At 68.3% G+C, this 15,158-nt stretch carries 17 protein-coding genes; 11 read left to right on the forward strand and 6 right to left on the reverse strand.

Annotated features, from left to right (window positions below; all coding sequences use genetic code 11):
• The first annotated feature begins 19 nt into the window (after positions 1 to 19).
• Positions 20 to 325: a DUF7130 family rubredoxin-like protein gene (locus tag NDI86_RS08260; RefSeq protein WP_310899940.1), complete on the forward strand. Its 306-nt coding sequence runs from the start codon at positions 20 to 22 to the stop codon at positions 323 to 325.
• A 92-nt stretch (positions 326 to 417) separates the two neighbouring features.
• Here the strand turns inward: NDI86_RS08260 and NDI86_RS08265 are convergent, their stop codons facing one another.
• A complete protein-coding gene (locus tag NDI86_RS08265; RefSeq protein ID WP_310899941.1) occupies positions 418 to 873 on the reverse strand; it encodes a hypothetical protein in 456 nt (151 codons plus the stop codon).
• Positions 874 to 960: 87 nt separating this feature from the next.
• On the opposite strand from NDI86_RS08265, the gene NDI86_RS08270 reads away from it, so the two are divergent.
• Positions 961 to 1,848 carry a ketopantoate reductase family protein gene (locus NDI86_RS08270; protein WP_310899942.1) on the forward strand — a complete coding sequence of 296 codons (888 nt, stop codon included), beginning with the start codon at positions 961 to 963 and terminating at the stop codon, positions 1,846 to 1,848.
• A 9-nt stretch (positions 1,849 to 1,857) separates the two neighbouring features.
• On the opposite strand, the gene NDI86_RS08275 is transcribed toward NDI86_RS08270, so the two are convergent.
• A complete protein-coding gene (locus NDI86_RS08275; RefSeq protein ID WP_310899943.1) occupies positions 1,858 to 2,730 on the reverse strand; it encodes a beta-keto acid cleavage family enzyme in 873 nt (290 codons plus the stop codon).
• Between the two features lie 126 nt (positions 2,731 to 2,856).
• Here NDI86_RS08275 and NDI86_RS08280 point away from each other — a divergent pair, with 126 nt between their 5' ends.
• Both NDI86_RS08280 and NDI86_RS08285 read left to right on the forward strand, forming a co-directional pair.
• The gene (locus NDI86_RS08280; RefSeq protein ID WP_310899944.1) at positions 2,857 to 3,081 is read left to right on the forward strand and encodes a hypothetical protein; all 225 of its coding nucleotides are present in this window, start codon (positions 2,857 to 2,859) and stop codon (positions 3,079 to 3,081) included.
• Positions 3,071 to 4,195, forward strand: a complete 1,125-nt coding sequence (locus NDI86_RS08285; protein ID WP_310899945.1) for a GNAT family N-acetyltransferase — start codon at positions 3,071 to 3,073, stop codon at positions 4,193 to 4,195. Before NDI86_RS08280 ends, NDI86_RS08285 begins: the two co-directional genes overlap by 11 nt.
• A 432-nt stretch (positions 4,196 to 4,627) precedes the next feature.
• Here NDI86_RS08285 and NDI86_RS08290 read toward each other — a convergent pair whose 3' ends face one another.
• The 3 genes from NDI86_RS08290 to NDI86_RS08300 all read right to left on the reverse strand — a co-directional run bounded on the left by NDI86_RS08290 (position 4,628) and on the right by NDI86_RS08300 (position 7,646).
• Positions 4,628 to 5,653 carry a lysylphosphatidylglycerol synthase transmembrane domain-containing protein gene (locus NDI86_RS08290; protein WP_310899946.1) on the reverse strand — a complete coding sequence of 342 codons (1,026 nt, stop codon included), beginning with the start codon at positions 5,651 to 5,653 and terminating at the stop codon, positions 4,628 to 4,630.
• A 1-nt stretch (position 5,654) separates the two neighbouring features.
• Positions 5,655 to 7,157 (reverse strand): sulfatase, encoded by a 1,503-nt coding sequence (locus NDI86_RS08295; protein ID WP_310899947.1) that lies wholly within the window; start codon positions 7,155 to 7,157, stop codon positions 5,655 to 5,657.
• A gap of 111 nt (positions 7,158 to 7,268) precedes the next feature.
• The gene (locus NDI86_RS08300; RefSeq protein ID WP_310899948.1) at positions 7,269 to 7,646 is read right to left on the reverse strand and encodes a NifU family protein; all 378 of its coding nucleotides are present in this window, start codon (positions 7,644 to 7,646) and stop codon (positions 7,269 to 7,271) included.
• 170 nt (positions 7,647 to 7,816) lie between these two features.
• On the opposite strand from NDI86_RS08300, the gene NDI86_RS08305 reads away from it, so the two are divergent.
• The 5 genes from NDI86_RS08305 to ribB all read left to right on the forward strand — a co-directional run bounded on the left by NDI86_RS08305 (position 7,817) and on the right by ribB (position 11,107).
• The gene (locus NDI86_RS08305) at positions 7,817 to 7,990 is read left to right on the forward strand and encodes a hypothetical protein (protein ID WP_310899949.1); all 174 of its coding nucleotides are present in this window, start codon (positions 7,817 to 7,819) and stop codon (positions 7,988 to 7,990) included.
• Positions 7,991 to 8,064: 74 nt separating this feature from the next.
• The gene (locus NDI86_RS08310) at positions 8,065 to 8,646 is read left to right on the forward strand and encodes a peroxidase-related enzyme (RefSeq protein ID WP_310899950.1); all 582 of its coding nucleotides are present in this window, start codon (positions 8,065 to 8,067) and stop codon (positions 8,644 to 8,646) included.
• Between the two features lie 48 nt (positions 8,647 to 8,694).
• On the forward strand, positions 8,695 to 9,675 hold the full coding sequence (gene twy1, locus NDI86_RS08315; protein ID WP_310899951.1) for a 4-demethylwyosine synthase TYW1: 981 nt from the start codon (positions 8,695 to 8,697) through the stop codon (positions 9,673 to 9,675).
• Positions 9,676 to 9,750: 75 nt separating this feature from the next.
• Positions 9,751 to 10,449 carry a DUF120 domain-containing protein gene (locus tag NDI86_RS08320; protein ID WP_310899952.1) on the forward strand — a complete coding sequence of 233 codons (699 nt, stop codon included), beginning with the start codon at positions 9,751 to 9,753 and terminating at the stop codon, positions 10,447 to 10,449.
• Positions 10,436 to 11,107: a 3,4-dihydroxy-2-butanone-4-phosphate synthase gene (gene ribB, locus NDI86_RS08325; RefSeq protein WP_310899953.1), complete on the forward strand. Its 672-nt coding sequence runs from the start codon at positions 10,436 to 10,438 to the stop codon at positions 11,105 to 11,107. The genes NDI86_RS08320 and ribB overlap by 14 nt, the downstream gene beginning before the upstream one ends.
• A gap of 30 nt (positions 11,108 to 11,137) precedes the next feature.
• Here ribB and NDI86_RS08330 read toward each other — a convergent pair whose 3' ends face one another.
• Positions 11,138 to 12,163, reverse strand: a complete 1,026-nt coding sequence (locus NDI86_RS08330; protein WP_310899954.1) for a hypothetical protein — start codon at positions 12,161 to 12,163, stop codon at positions 11,138 to 11,140.
• 198 nt (positions 12,164 to 12,361) lie between these two features.
• Between NDI86_RS08330 and NDI86_RS08335 the strand changes: the two genes are divergently transcribed.
• Together NDI86_RS08335 and NDI86_RS08340 are read left to right on the forward strand one after the other, a co-directional pair.
• On the forward strand, positions 12,362 to 13,411 hold the full coding sequence (locus tag NDI86_RS08335; RefSeq protein ID WP_310899955.1) for a hypothetical protein: 1,050 nt from the start codon (positions 12,362 to 12,364) through the stop codon (positions 13,409 to 13,411).
• Positions 13,412 to 13,591: 180 nt separating this feature from the next.
• Positions 13,592 to 14,947 carry a DUF7282 domain-containing protein gene (locus NDI86_RS08340; protein ID WP_310899956.1) on the forward strand — a complete coding sequence of 452 codons (1,356 nt, stop codon included), beginning with the start codon at positions 13,592 to 13,594 and terminating at the stop codon, positions 14,945 to 14,947.
• The last annotated feature ends 211 nt before the right edge of the window (positions 14,948 to 15,158 follow it).

A 15,158-nucleotide genomic window follows, 5' to 3' on the forward strand; every position in this document is an offset into this window, starting at 1 on the left:
GAATCGTCTATAACTCTGCATGAGTGATATGTTCGCCAGTGCCGACGAGGAGGACCTCGCGTTCGGCCAGACCGTCTACGACGAGGCGGGGAACGAACTCGGCCGCATCCGCGGCTTCGACCAGCACGGCTTCTACGTCACCGTCGAGGACGGCATCAAGGCGCTCACGAACGACCACCGGACGACCGGCACCGCCGGCGAAGCCGAACTGATGTGGCGCTGCTGGGAGTGTGGCGCGATGGGCGACATCGAGGACGACATCCCCGAGCAGTGTCCCGACTGCGGCGCGCCGAAAGAGGAGATATACTACTGGACCGAGGACTAATCGAACCGGCGAGCGGGCCAGGCCGCGAGCAGCGAATTATTCCGACCGAGGACTGACGCGTTCGTCTCCGTCCGGTCCCGTCTCCGCCCGACCTAGTCCACCCGCTCGATGCGGTCGGCGGCGGGCGCGTCGAGTTGCGCCCTGACTCCCTCGGCAGCGTCGGCCGGCAGCGCGAAGCGCAACGCGCCGTCCCGGAGGTCGGCGACGGCGACGCCCTCGGAATCCCAGACGATAGCGCGGTCGAGGTCGGTGAACAGTTCGGCGAGGTCGGCGAACGTCTCGTCGGTGAGCGGGACCGTGCCGATGGTGTGGTCGTCGGCGACGGTCACCGCATTGTGGCCCGACAGCGCCTCCAAGGCCTCGCGTCGCGGGCCGACCAGGTCCATCCGGCGGCCGATAGCAAGCCGGACGGACACCCGCTCAGCCTGTCGCGGCGTCGCGTCGAGGACGGCCGCGAAGGCGTCGAGCGCCGCGGCCTCGTCGGTCGCCGGCGGACGCAGGCGATAGCTGGGCTCAGTCGACGGCCACGCCACCGATTCGGGGTCCATGGGCGCTCGTTGGCACCGCCCGATGTTGTCGGTTCTGGTCTCCACGGCACTCGAACGCTTTTGTACGGCCGTCGCCACACCCCGCGTATGCACATCGCCGTCGTCGGCGCGGGTAGTCTGGGCAGCCTGCTCGGCGGCCTCCTCGCTCGCGAACACGACGTGACGCTGGTCGGTCGGGACCCCCACGTGGACCGGGTCGACGCCGACGGCCTCCGTGTCACGGGCGTCGAGTCGTTCCGCGTCTCGCCGGCGGCCCGAACCGACATCCCCGACAGCGCTGACCTCGCCCTCGTCGCGGTCAAGAGCTACGACACCGGGAGCGTCGCCGCGCAACTGGCCGACTGCGACCTCGACGCCTGCCTGTCGGTACAGAACGGGATGGGCAACGAGGAACGGCTGGCCGACGCGCTCGCGTGTCCGGTGCTGGCGGGCACCTGCACCTACGGCGCACGCCTCGAAGCGCCCGGAACGGTCGCGTTCACCGGCCGCGGCGAGGTGGTGCTGGGACCGCGCGAGGGCGGCCGCTCGGCGGTGGCCGACCGCGTGGGCGAGGCCGTCGCCACCGCCGGGGTCGAGACGACCGTCGCGACGGACATGCCGACGCGTCTCTGGGAGAAACTGGCCGTCAACGCCGCCGTCAACGCGACGACGGCGCTGGCCCGCGTCGAGAACGGCGCGCTCGCCGCGGGGGCCGGCGGGTCTCTCGCTGCCGACGCCGCCCGCGAGACGGCCCGCGTGGCCCGCGAGCGCGGTGTCGACCTCGCCGACGAGCGGGCCGTTTCACTGACCCGGGAGGTGGTTCGTGACACCGCCGCGAACCGCTCCTCGATGCTGCAGGACGTCGCGGCCGGGCGGCGGACGGAAATCGACGCCATCAACGGCTACGTGGTCCGGGCGGCCGCACAGGCGGTACCGGTCAACGAGACGCTGACGCGGCTGGTGCGGACCTGGGCCGCCGGCACGGACGCGGCGTGAGTCGCCCGGTCAGTCCTGCCCGCCGTCGGCGGCTGTCTCGACCGGCTGCTTGGCCATGCCGAGCATCTCGCGGGCCTCGTCGGGCGTCGCGATGTCGCGGTCCAGATGCTCGATGATGTTGGCCGTGCGTTCGACCAGTTGCTGGTTGCTCTGGGCCTTCTCGCCGCGCCGGTAGTAGAGGTTGTCCTCCATCCCGACCCGGACGTGGCCCCCGAGCAGGACGGCCATCGTGGTCAGGGGCAGCTGGTGGGGCCCGACCGCGAGCACGTTGAACTCGGAACCGTCGGGGATGTTGTCCACCATCGTGAGCAGGTTCCGGGGGGTCGCCGGGGTGAACGACCCGCCGAAGATGAGGTTGATGTAGGGCGGCTCCTCGATGAGCCCCTCGTCGATGAGCCGTCGGACCTCCGCCAGCTGGCCGGAGTTGAACACCTCCATCTCGGGTTTGATGTCCTTGGCCTGCATCTCGACGGCCAGGCGCTCGATGTTGTTGCGGGTGTGGTTGGTGATGATGTGTTTGTCCCGCTTGAACGGCCCCATGTCCAGCGACGCCATCTCCGGCGGCGGGTCCGTCCGGATGCCCGCCACACGGCTGTCGTACTGGGCCTGTCCGCCGGTGGTGTTCTGGATGATGATGTCGTCACACTCCTCGCGGATCGCGTCGTTCACCGCCTGGAGCCGGCTGGCGTCGTTCTCGCCGTGCTCGTTCCGACCGTGGACGTGCGCGATTGACGCACCGACCGCCTCGCAGGCGGCCACCTGCTGAGCGATCTCCTCTGGTTGTTCCGGGAGGTTGGAATTCACGTCTTTGCCGTGGATCGCGCCGGTGGTGGCCACCGTGATGATGACCTTCTTTTGCCGGTGGTAGTCGTCGTATGGCACTACTGCGACTCACGCGTGTCGCTACTTGGGTATGATACAGCTATCGGCTCGCCGGCAGGGGTACGCAGGACGTATCACCGGAAACGTCTCAATAACCAAGCCCGCAGGCGATTTCCGTTCACGACGATGACCTGTCCGTATCTGGACTACCGCGACACCGACGGCGAGCAGGAGTTCGACCACGAACGCCCGTACTGTCAGATTCAGGAGGCGTTCGTCTCGCCGATGGAGGCCGACCTCTGTAACGACCGCCACGGCTTCGACCACGAACAGGACTGTGCCGTGTTCCAGCGCCACCACCTAGACGCCGACCAGCTCGTCCCCGGCCTGGAGCTGCAGGATGCGGACTGAGACGCGGACCGAGACGGAGACGACCGACCGGGAGCGCGGCGACGACTACGACATCCGCTGGTTCCGCGAGGGGGACAAGGCCGGGTTCATGGACCTCCACCGCGAGACGTTCCCGGACGGTACGGACGCGTGGTTCGACTGGAAGTTCCTCGACAACCCCTATCTCCCCGAGACGCCCATCGTCGTCACCGAACACGACGGCGACATCGTCGGCGCGCGGCCCAACCTCGCCTTCCAGATGCGCGCCGGCGACACCTACCACACGGCCCTCCAGTCCTGTGACACCATGGTCCACGAGGACCACCGTCGGCAGGGCCTGTTCAGCCGGATGAGCGAACGGCTCTTCGCCGACTACGCCGACGGTCAGCCCGAGTTCACGTTCAACAACCCCAACCCGCTGACCACGGCCGGACTGGCGAAACTCGGCTGTGAAATCGCCGGCGAACACACCACGTACTACCGCGTCCAGAACCCGGCGGTGTACGCCGGTATCGACAACTCGCTGGCCGAGGCCACGGGCGAGCGCGCTGCCCGCGCCTACCTCGGCGTCCGCGAGCGGCGCTTCGACCCGCCCGACGAGGTGAGTGTCACCAGCCACACCGACATCCCGGCCGGCACGCTCGCCACCCTCTACCGGCGTCGACCCCCGTCGGAAATCCACGCTTACCGCGACGAACAGTTCTTCGACTACCGCTTTGGGAACCCCAACTGGGAGTACACCTCCTACACCGCGACGCTCGGTGACCGCCCCGTCGCCGGCGTCGTCGCGGGCACCGGCGAGAAGGAGGGCCACACCGTCACCAACGTCGTCGACGTGCTCCCCCTCGTCGGCGACGACGAGCGCGACCGTGCGCTGCCCGCCATCTTCGACCGCCTCGTGACCGACTACGCCGACTCCGACGTGGTCGCGGTCCGCGGGGAGTCGGTGCCACACGAACTCCTTACCGGCCTCGGCTTCCACAGCGACCAGGACCTCCCCCTCGCCCCGGTGGCGACGCCAACGCGGCTGATTGTCTCGCCGATTCCGCCCGACGGAACCTGGCGTGTCGCCGGCCGGGACATCCGCGAGATGGACAACTGGCGGCCGACCTTCGTCGAACACAACACCGCCTAGGAACTGCCGATACTGGGTTTGATGGAAGGGTGACCGTTTGCTCTCCTGCAATCGTCTCTCAGCAGAGCCAGAAAGCCCCCGAGCGCTCGACGGCTGCGACTCGCTGCGCTCCTCACTGCGTTGCGGTGCTTACTTCGTCTCGCTCGTCGATCGCTCGGCCCCTTTCAGTCCCATCCGTGCGGTTGCCCAACCGGCTACGGGCGGACTGAAAGGGGCGGCCGGCTACACGAACCCCGGCGATGTAAGCACTGGACTGAGCGAACGGAGTGAGCGAAGGAAGCGCGCAACGAGCCGCGGGAGTGTAGCCGGCCGGGGCTTTCTGGCTGTTCGCGGTGCCGGTAGCGAACACGGCGAGCGGGGCTTTCTGGCTGTCGAGCATCACGGCTGACACGCTGCTTCTCGCACTCGCACCAGTGACGATGCCCGCGTTTGCTAGCTCCGTTTCAGGACGTAGAGCGCGGCGCCACCGCCTAACAAGAGCGCGAACAGGTAACTCGCCACGCGATAGAGGATGGCGATGACGGCGGCGTCCGTCTGTCCGATGGCGGTCAGGGCGACGACCAGCACGACCAGTGCGGTTTCGACGGCGCCCGAGCCGCCGGGGGAGGGGACCAGTCCCGCGAGCGTCGACGCGGGGACGATGAACAAGACCAGCAGGAGCGGGAGGTCGGCGCCGATGGCCTGGGCCGAGCAGTACAGCGGCAGGGCGAAGAAGACCCAGCCGACGTAGGAGACGCTCAGCGCCTTCGCGAGGGCGCGTCGGTCCCGCGCGATGCGCTCGAACGCGGCCTCGGTCTCGTGGATGCGGTCGCGGAGTCCGCCGAGGCTGACCATCGGGACGCGGTCGACGACGGGTGCAGCCAGTCCGAGCAATGCGTCGCGCAACCGGTCGCGAAAGCGCCAGCCGACGGCCGTGATGAGCGGCACGCCGACCGAGAGGACGACCAGCCCGCCCGCCAGCGGCTCGATTGCCTCCGGGAGTTCGCTGCCGTACAGTAGCGCCGCGAAGCCGACGCCGGAGAACGTGACGAACGGAAAGAGGTTGAGGAGGTCGGCGGTGACGACGCTGGCGAGGCTGTCCTGGTAGCTGGCCTCCGTGTCCCGCGAGAGGACGTAGGCGATGAACGGTTCGCCGCCGGCCTGGCCAAGCGGCGTGACGTAGTTGGCGAAGGTGGCGGCGTAGTAGGTGACGACCAGTCTCGAAAAGGACTCCTCGATGCCCGCGACGCCCAGGACTATCTGCCAGGCCTTCCCCCACGCGGTGAGACACAGCGCCGTCGAGAGACAGGCAAGCGCCAGCCAGCCCGTATCGGCCTGCCGGAGCCCCTCGATGACGCCCTCGGTGCCGACGAAATCGACCAGCAGGGCCAGCACCGCGCCGGCGACCAGGAAGCCAAGCAGTATCTGCCCGACGGTCCGGCGGTCGACGAAGTCGAGGGCGGCGCTGTCCGAGGACACGTCAGTCGATGTACCCCAGGTCCTGCAGTCGGTCCTTCGTCTCGTCGTCCATCCCGGCGAGGACGTCGCCGTCGGCGCCGTCGGCCTCGTCGGGCCAGGTGGCGTCGACGCTGTCGATAAAGTCGAACAGGGCCGCCCGCAGCGCCTCGGGTTCGTCGTCGGTGCCGACGAGGTTCTCCGTCTCGCCGGGGTCACGCCCGACGTGGTAGGCCTCGTCGGGGATGCGCGTGCAGTGGACGTACTTCTCGTCGATGGAGCGGGCCGCGCCCATCCGGGAGTAGAAGCGGGACTGCTCGTCGAGTTCGATACCGGCGCTGCTGGCTTTCCCCTCCAGTTGGCGCAACTCGACGACGGGCTGGTGGTACTCGACGAAGCCGACCTCGCCCCGGGGGACCTCGCCCATCTCCGCGGCGAACTCGCGGTAGTCAGCCGACAGGAGCGAGCGCGCCGACTGCAGGGGCTCACCGCGGCCCTCGGCGCCGGCGGCGTCCAGCACGGTGTGATAGAGGTCGACGAGTTCGACGACCGTCTCGTCGTCCCGCGTCGGCTCGATGTCGGGGTGTTTGACCATGAGCGGGACGTTCACGAGCGGGTCGTAGATGCCGAACTCGTGACCGTACAGGTCGTGTTCGCCGAACAGTTCGCCGTGGTCTGCCACTACGACGACAGTGGTGTCCTCCCACTGGCCGGTCTCTTTCAGGTGCGAGAACAGGCGGTGGAGTTGGTCGTCGATGTGGGCGAGTTCGGCGTCGTACAGCCCCTTGATGTCGGCCCACTCGTCGTCGTCGATGCCGCGGGCGCCGCAGTTGAACTCCTTGGAGTTCTGGCATACCTCGGTCGAGTCGACACCGGGGGCGAACCGCTCGGCGTACTCCTCGGGCGGGTGGTAGGGCAGGTGGGCGTCCATCAGGTTGATGAAGGCGAAGAAGTCCTCGCTCTCGTCGATGAAGTCGATGGTCTTGTCGATGACCTGTGGCGTCTTCGTGTCGCCGCCGCCGCCCTCGGCGAGGTGTTCGTGTATCGTGTTGCCCAGTTGGACCATCCGGTCGGCGACGCCGCGCAGCGTGTCGTTGTCGTTCATGGTCTTCCAGAGGCTCGCGAGCGGCCCCGAGAGTAGCTCGCTGGGCATTATCTGGAAGAAGTTGTCGTGGTCGTCGAAGCCGGCCGTCAGGTTGGTGTAGCTCGTTATCCAGGCGTTCGAGGAGTAACAGGCGGTGTCGTACCCCGCCGCCGACAGCGATTCGGCCAGCGTGGTCGCCCCCTCCAGATAGGGGTCCTCCTGGGTGGCCCCGTGTTCGCTCGGATAGTGGCCCGTGAACATCGAGGCGTGGACCGGCAGCGTCCACGGGGCCGGCGCGACGGCGCCGTCGAAGACGGCGGCCTCGTCGGCGAACTCGGCGAGGTGCGGGGTCGTCTCGCGCTCCTCGTCGTAGACGGTCAAGCGGTCCTTACGGACCGTATCGAGGACGACGAAGAGGACGTTTTCACCGTCCGTAGCAGTCATATGCAGTCAAAAACTCCCTATCGGGTTAATACGGTGTGATTTCGGTTCGCGGACTGTGCGAGGACGCCCTGGGAACCGGCCACGCGGGGCCGCGTCGGCGGTACGCTGCTTCTAGAACGGGGCTTCCGGGCCCTCGTCGTCGCCGCCGATGTCGCCGCCGCGGGAGTCGCCGCCGGGGAAGGAGGGGTTCATGCCGCCGTCGGCGCCGCCGGCCATCCCCTCGCCGCCCTCCATCCCGGTGCGGGCGACGACCTCGTTTATCTCGGGAATCTCCTTGGTCATGCGGGTCTTGATGGCCTGGATGGTCATCGGGGAGATGCCACACCCCGAGCAGGCACCGCCCAGGCGGATTGTGACGCTGCCGTCCTCGCGGTCGATGTTCTCGATGGCCGCGCTACCGCCGTGCATCTGAATCTGCGGGAAGTTCCGCCGCAGGAAGTTCGTGATTCGCTCGCGCAGGTCGTCCCCGTCCTCGGTCTCCGTGCTCATAGTGCCTGAAGGTCGGGGCCGGGGAGGCTTAGACCTTTGGACTTCTGCCATCTTTCGGCCCACTGGACGGGCACGCCGAGCCCCGAGCCGACCGCCAGACGGCGTCTGACGGCCGCCCGCGCCCCCGTCCAGTCCGACTGTTTCACTTCCGGTCCGGTTGGCTGGCGTATATGCCCCGTCCCGCCCTCCGCAGGGACATGTTCGAGGCGCTGAAACGGGTCGTTCGGCGGCGGGCGCGGGGCGACTCGTTCCGGGAGTGTCGCCGCTGTGGCACGACGGTCGAGCGCGCCGCCGGAGGGTGTCCGGCGTGCGAGTCGACCGATATCGCGAACTACGACCTCTGAACGGCCCCATCGCGGCCCGAAACACCGGCGGCGTCGGCCGAAGCTTCAAGCCCTGTGGCGCCCCCACTGTGCCCATGAGTGACATGGACGAGGCGATGCGGCGCTTTGCGGTGCCCGACCGCGAGGACCTGCCCGAGGACGTCCGCGAGCGCATCGACGCGGAGACCGACCGCGCGGGCTTTACCCCGAACGTCTTCCGGGCGATGGCCTTTCGTCCCGAACACTTTCGCGCCTTCTTCGCCTATCACGACGCCCTGGTCGAGGCGACCGAACTGGAACGCGAGGAGATAGAACTCGTCGTCGTCGCCGTCAGCGGGGCCAACGACTGTCTGTACTGCGTGGTCGCCCACGGCGCCCTGCTCCGCATCTACGCCGAGGACCCCCACCTGGCCGAGCACGTCGCGACGAACCACCGGACGGCCGATATCGACGAGGCCCACCGCGCGATGTGTGACTTCGCCGTGAAACTGACCGAGGACCCCGCACGCGTCGACGACGACGATTTCGACCGGCTGGAAGCCCACGGCTTCAGCCGCCGCGCCATCTGGGACATCGGCAGCGTGGCGGCCTTCTTCAACCTCTCGAACCGGCTGGCGCAACTGGCGGATATGCGCCCGAATCCGGAGTTCTACGACCTGGGCCGGGACGGCGAGTAGTCGGCCGGACCAAAGGCTGTTTTAGCTCCGGTGTCCACGTACTCCCCAATGAGCGACAGCGAGTCCGGCCCCAAACAGGTCTCGGACCCCGACTACCACAGCCGGAACCACACGGCGGCCCAGACCTGCGGGTGGACGGCCAACGCCCTGCGCGGGGAGGGGAAGTGTTACAAGTACGCCTTCTACGGGATAGAGTCTCACAGATGCATCCAGATGACGCCAGTCGTGAAGTGTAACGAACGCTGTGTCTTCTGCTGGCGGGACCACGCGGGCCACGCCTACGAACTGGGCGACGTGGAGTGGGACGACCCCGCGGCCGTCGCGGACGCTTCGGTCGAACTCCAGCGCAGACTCCTCTCGGGCTTTGGCGGCAACGACGAGGTCCCACGCGAGGTGTTCGAACAGGCGATGGAACCGCGCCACGTCGCCATCTCGCTGGACGGCGAGCCGACCCTCTATCCCTATCTGCCGGAACTCATCGAGGAGTTCCACGCCCGGGACATCACGACGTTCCTCGTCTCGAACGGCACCCACCCGGAGATGCTCGACCGCTGTGACCCCACGCAACTCTACGTCTCCGTCGACGCCCCCGACCGAAAGACGTTCGACGAGACGGTCAAGGCCGTCGAGGACGACGCCTGGGACCGACTCGTCGACACGCTGGACGTCCTCGCCGGGAAGGCCGACACCCGCACCGTCATCCGCACCACGCTCGTACGCGACCACAACATGCACCACCCCGAGTGGTACGCGGCGATGTGTGACCGGGCCGACGCCGACTTCGTGGAGCTGAAAGCGTACATGCACGTGGGCCACTCGCGGGGCCGCCTCGACAGGGACTCCATGCCGAGCCACGAGGAGATTCTGGAGTTCACCGAGGCGATGGGCGAGTGCCTCCCCGACCACGACACCATCAAGGAGGTCGAACCGTCCCGCGTGGCGATGCTGGCCCGCGATAGCGACACGTGGGTGCCGAAGCTCAACAAGGACAGCGAGTTCTGGGCCGACGACCCGCTGGCGGAGTACTAGCGCCGCCCGCGTTCCATATCTGGAATCTATCTCACCTTCGATATGCTTATCCGAGTAACATCCGTAGTGGCGACCATGGCAGAATCATCGGGACAGGCCGTCGGGCGCGACGAGCTGGCGACGCTGAAACTGCTCGCGCTCGACGGCGCGATGGACGAGCCGACGAAGGTCTCCTGTGCTGACCTCGCCGGGCGGCTCGACGCTTCGAACCAGACGGCCTCCCGGCGGCTCCAGCGCCTGGAGGACGCCGACCTGCTGGACCGCGACATGCTCGGCGACGGCCAGGAAGTCCACATCACGAGCGCGGGCGAGCGCCGCCTGCAGTCCGAATACGCCGACTACCGACGCATCTTCGAGTCGGACGCCAGCGTCCACCTCCAGGGACTGGTCACCTCCGGGATGGGCGAGGGGCGCCACTACATCACGCTGCCGGGCTACATGGAGCAGTTCATCGAACGGCTCGACTACGAGCCGTTCGCGGGGACGCTCAACCTCGAACTGACCGACGACAGCGTCCGCAAGCGCGCTCGCCTGGGCGCGCTCGAACCCGTCACTATCGAGGGCTGGGAGGACGAGGAGCGCACCTACGGCCCGGCGTACTGCTACCCCGCCTCCGTCGAGAGCGGCGACGGCGAGTACGAACCGGCCCACGTCATCGCGCCCGAACGCACCCACCACGGCGAGGAGAAACTGGAGCTTATCGCGCCGGAGAAGCTCCGCGACGTCCTCGAACTCGAAGACGGCGACGAGGTGACCGTCCATGTCTCGGAGTGAACCCGTGGACACCGCCGAGGCCGCACAGGCGGCTGTCGCCGCCTTCGCCCGCGGGGAGCCGGTCCTGATTCACGACGCCGCCGACCGCGAGGGCGAGACCGACATCGTCTATCCGGCGGGCTCGGTCACGCCCGAGGCCGTCGCCAGAATGCGAAACGACGCCGGCGGGCTGGTCTGTGTCGCGCTCTCGGACGCCGTCGCCGAGGCGCTTGCCCTCCCCTTCATGCAGACGGTGCTCGACCATCCGACCAGCGCCGACCACGACCTCGCCTACGACGAGCGCTCCTCGTTCTCGCTTACGGTCAATCACCGGGACACGTTCACCGGCATCACCGACGCGGACCGCTCGCTGACTATCACGGAACTGGCCCGCCTCGCGGCCGACCCCGACCCAGACACCTTCGCCGACGCTTTCCGCTCGCCGGGCCACGTCCACCTGCTGCGGGCCGCGCCGGACCTGCTCGCCGACCGCGAGGGCCACACCGAGTTGGGTATCGCGCTGGCGGCCGCCGCCGACCAGCCGCCGGCGGTCGTCGTCTGCGAGATGCTCGACGACGGGACGGGCGGCGCGCTCTCGCCCGCCGAGGCACAGGCGTACGCGGCAGAGGAGGACCTCGTCTACGTCGAGGGGCGGGCCATCGTCGCCGCGCTGGCGTGAGCGTCTCGCGTATCGGGAGTCGACCGCCGGTCAGTAGCTCGCCCGGCCGCCGTCGACCAGCGACTGCAGTTCGCCGACGGTCCGCTCGACGGACGTACTGACGGTCGCCCCGTCGCGTTCGACCGCGACGCCGCCGACGAGGTCGGCGACCGCGTCGTCCCGCAGTTCGGCTTCAGCGCGCTCGCGCAGCTTCCGGACCACGCGTGCCACGTCCCTCGCGGCGGCGGCGTCGGCCGCGGACAGCGTCGCCGACAGCCCCCGAACGTCGCCGTCGCGGTAGACGGCGCCGGCGAGCGTCGTGACGCTCCCCAGCGGGGAGAGGTCGATGGACTGCCCGGCGTCGCCGACGCTCCGGGGGACCGCGCCGTCGTCGCTCGGGTCGGGCAGTCGACCGGCGAACCGGAGCCGGCCGTCGCGGGTGTCGGCGTACGCGTCCCCGACCGGTCCGCCGACGGCCGCCGTCTCCCCGTTCGTGACGTCGACTACATCGTAGACGGCCGCTTCGGTCCCGACGACGACCCGGTTCGACCCGAGCGCGCCGACCCACGGACCGTCCGCCGTGTCCGGTTCGTACACGACCGTCCCGGACTCGTGCAGTTCGTCGAACGCGACGTCGTCGATGTTCTCGATGCCGGACTTGACGGCCTCGGCGCTCAACTCCGCCCCGAGGACGACGCCGGCGTAGCCGTCGAACAGTTCGTCGCCCGCGCTGCCGACGTCGCCGAACGCGACGGCGCGGTGGACCTTCGCGGGGTCGGCGTCGAACTCTGTCTCGACGTCGGCGAGCAGGGCGTCGGCGGTTCTGGGACCGTCGGCGGCCTCGCCCGACTGGTACTGCGCGCGCTGCTGGAGGGCGGCGGTGGTCAGCGTTCGCATCCCGTCGTCGCGGCGGAGGGCGTCGACGTTCGCGTCCACGACCGCGTCCGCAGTCGCGGGGACGGCGTCGAGAGCGGCCGGCGGGGCCGAGGTGCGTCGGCCCGCCACCGTCCCGACTACCGCCGCCGACAGGAGTCCGGCGACGGCCTGGAGGGTCTCTCGTCTCGCTATCTCTTTCACGACGGCAACTACTCGCGGCTAGACTTCAATGTATTGGACTGTACGGCGTGACGAACTGACCACTGGGGCCATCTCTGCGTCCCGAGTCGCGAGGTCTGCCTGACGAGCACCCATCACTGACCTGTTAGATGAATACTTATTTGCCGTTCGTCCGCAATTGTGGGTTCCATGTGTGCTCGCCCCTCCCGTCGACAGGTCTTGGGAACACTCGGTCTCGCCGCCGTCGGCGGGCTGGCCGGCTGTTCCAGCGACGGCGGGGAGCGGACTGCGACGACGACGGCCACGGCTACCGGAACGCCCGTCGAGCCCCAGCAGACGGAGACCGGAGACCTTCCGCCGTACGCGAACTTCGTCCCGGACACCGCCGACCTGGTGTTGCTGACGACGTTCGACCTCCAGGTCGAGTCGGGCCACCGGGTCGGCAGCCCGCCCGAGACGGTGCGTGACCCGCTCCGGTACAGTTCCATGACGGCCGCGTACGTCGGGTCGCTGCTCGAACTGAGCGTGGTGGCAGGCGAGTCGGGGCTACTGGCAGGGTCCGAGCTGCCGATCGCCGACTTCGGCTTCGAATCACAGCGGCTCGACACGTCCGGAGTGCGGCGGGCACTGACCGTCGGTACGGTGGGCGTGCTGGAGCTCCCGGTCGACCTGGAGAGCGCGATAGCGGACGCCGAGGACGGGGCCGGCCGCGTCGAGTTCGAGGCCGAGGACCGGGCCGTCATCGCCAACCCCGACGGCACGCGCGCCGGGCTCACGACCGACGCGGTCGTGTTCACGCCGCCGACCGTCGACGCCGAGTCGCCCGAGCGTCTCCGCGATATCGTCGACACGCGGGCCGGCGCCCGACCGCCGAAACACGAGGCCGACGACGGGTTCGCCTCGCTGCTCGCGAACGCGGACGCCACCGGGAGCCTCGCCTGCGGGTACGCGCCCGACGGCACCGTGGAGACGCTGACCGGCGAGCGGGCGTCGTCCAGTCCGGTCTCCCTTCCGACGGAGGGTTTCGGCGCGGCGACCGGTGCCGTGTTCCGAATCGACCTCGACAACGGCGACGAACCCCAGCCCGCGAGCGGCGTCATGCGGTTCCCCGAGGCCGCTAGTCTCGACTTGGAGGCGGCGACGGAGTCGGTAGGTTCGGCGGCGGCGGACCGCTCGGTCACCACCGACGGCGGGACCGTCCGGGTCACGGGAGCGTACAGCTGGGACGCGCTCAGCGAGTTCGAGGGGAGTCTCATCGACGCGCTATAACTCGCCCGTACCGACGCACGCGCCTGTTCGACGGCGTTTTCCGGCGATTCCACGCCACCGTGACTACACGCGCTCGGACCGATAAGCCCAGTTTGTCGCCGACGGCGGTCTGACTGGACTGAGCTTACTGGTCACTACGGCGACAATAACAAACCGTATTTGCGACAGGGTGTCGTCCGTATGGAACCGGATTCCAACAACTATCGAGCATCGTATCGCCGACTCGCCACACTGGCGGTCGTTCTGAGTCTCGCTCTGGTGCCGTTGAGCGGGCTCGGCGCCGCACAGCAGGCAGGGACGGCGGGCAACGCAACGACGACGGGGAACCAGTCCTACGTCGCCATCCAGGGCGACGAGTGCACCCCGATCACGTCGTTCTCGGACAACGAGTCCGCGATCGAGTACTACGACTACCGCCTCCCGGCGGAGTACGCTGACAACCCCTACGCCAACGCGACGGGGAGCGCCTTCGGTTCCGAGGGGACCCTAGACCTCCAGGAGCCAAACGGCAGCATCGTCTTCCTGTACACCGACACCACGGACAACAGCACGTATCTCGTCTTCATCCACGGGCAGGAGGCCAACGACAGCTCCACGGGCGGCGCGGCCACGTTCAACATCACCGGCCTGCCGGCGGACGGTGACTGGACGGTCCGCGACGACGACTACAACGACACCTCCAGCGCCGACAACTGGACCGTCACCGACACCACGTCGAACGTCGACTGGATCTGGTCGGAGGCGGCCACCGACGGCGGTGTCTACTCCGATATCGACAACGACACCAACGTCACTGTCGACCCGGCGTTCAACGAGGACGCCGCGCTGTTCGGTCAGAACGGCAACGGCACCGTCGAGACGTGGCAGGTCCTCTCGAACGACAGCGACAACGTCACCCGGACCGACCTGGACCTCAACGAGAGCCTCCAGATCGCGGCTGGCACCTGTGGTGACACCGCTGACGGCGCCACCACTGACAACGCGACGAACGCCACGGACGGGAACGCGACGGTCTCCTTCGACGACCAGGAGAGCAACGGCACGTCCGTCACGGTCCAGAACGTGACCGTGCCCCGCGACGGCTACGTCGCCATCCACAACGACAGCCTGCTCGACGGTGACGCCGTCGGCAGCGTCGTCGGCGTCTCCGACTACCTCGAAGCCGGCAGCTACGAGAACGTCACCGTGAACCTCTACGACGTTCCGGGCGCCAGCTTCAACGAGTCGGAGCTAACCGAGAACCAGACGCTCATCGCGATGCCCCACGAGGAGACGACCGGTGACCAGAGCTACGCCTTCGTCAGCAGCAACGGCACCGACGACGGCCCCTACACGGTCAACGGGACGCCGGTGACCGACGACGCGGCTATCACCGTCGTCAACGAAACGGGCGGTAACGCGACGAACGGCAACGCGACGGCCACGCCGGACAACACGACGACCACGACGGGCAACGCGACGGCTACGCCGGACAACACGACGGACGGCAACGAGACCGACGACGGGTCGGAGGTACTCGTCCCCGGACTCGGCTAACGGCCGACCGTTTTCGGTTTCTTTTTTCTGCGACGGTCGAGCGGCCGGCAAACTGTGACCGACAACCGGTAGCTGCACCGCTGTGCGACACCAGTTACTCGCCCGTAAGTCGGCCCTGTGACTCGTTGCCACACGACGGCCCGTTTCTCGGCCGGGTCGAGGGCCCGAACCCAGTGGTGTAAGTCCGACTTGCGCCCCGGAGAGGTTCGCT

It is taken from the genome of Haloarcula onubensis (assembly GCF_031624605.1).
GTDB classification, from domain to species: Archaea; Halobacteriota; Halobacteria; order Halobacteriales; family Haloarculaceae; genus Haloarcula; species Haloarcula onubensis.

Coding starts and splice junctions, on each gene's coding strand:
- NDI86_RS08260 (WP_310899940.1), top strand. CDS start 20: ATGAGTGATATGTTCGCCAGTGCCGACGAGGAGGACCTCGCGTTCGGC.
- NDI86_RS08265 (WP_310899941.1), bottom strand. CDS start 873: ATGGACCCCGAATCGGTGGCGTGGCCGTCGACTGAGCCCAGCTATCGC.
- NDI86_RS08270 (WP_310899942.1), top strand. CDS start 961: ATGCACATCGCCGTCGTCGGCGCGGGTAGTCTGGGCAGCCTGCTCGGC.
- NDI86_RS08280 (WP_310899944.1), top strand. CDS start 2,857: ATGACCTGTCCGTATCTGGACTACCGCGACACCGACGGCGAGCAGGAG.
- NDI86_RS08285 (WP_310899945.1), top strand. CDS start 3,071: ATGCGGACTGAGACGCGGACCGAGACGGAGACGACCGACCGGGAGCGC.
- NDI86_RS08295 (WP_310899947.1), bottom strand. CDS start 7,157: ATGACTGCTACGGACGGTGAAAACGTCCTCTTCGTCGTCCTCGATACG.
- NDI86_RS08300 (WP_310899948.1), bottom strand. CDS start 7,646: ATGAGCACGGAGACCGAGGACGGGGACGACCTGCGCGAGCGAATCACG.
- NDI86_RS08305 (WP_310899949.1), top strand. CDS start 7,817: ATGCCCCGTCCCGCCCTCCGCAGGGACATGTTCGAGGCGCTGAAACGG.
- NDI86_RS08310 (WP_310899950.1), top strand. CDS start 8,065: ATGAGTGACATGGACGAGGCGATGCGGCGCTTTGCGGTGCCCGACCGC.
- twy1 (WP_310899951.1), top strand. CDS start 8,695: ATGAGCGACAGCGAGTCCGGCCCCAAACAGGTCTCGGACCCCGACTAC.
- NDI86_RS08320 (WP_310899952.1), top strand. CDS start 9,751: ATGGCAGAATCATCGGGACAGGCCGTCGGGCGCGACGAGCTGGCGACG.
- ribB (WP_310899953.1), top strand. CDS start 10,436: ATGTCTCGGAGTGAACCCGTGGACACCGCCGAGGCCGCACAGGCGGCT.
- NDI86_RS08340 (WP_310899956.1), top strand. CDS start 13,592: ATGGAACCGGATTCCAACAACTATCGAGCATCGTATCGCCGACTCGCC.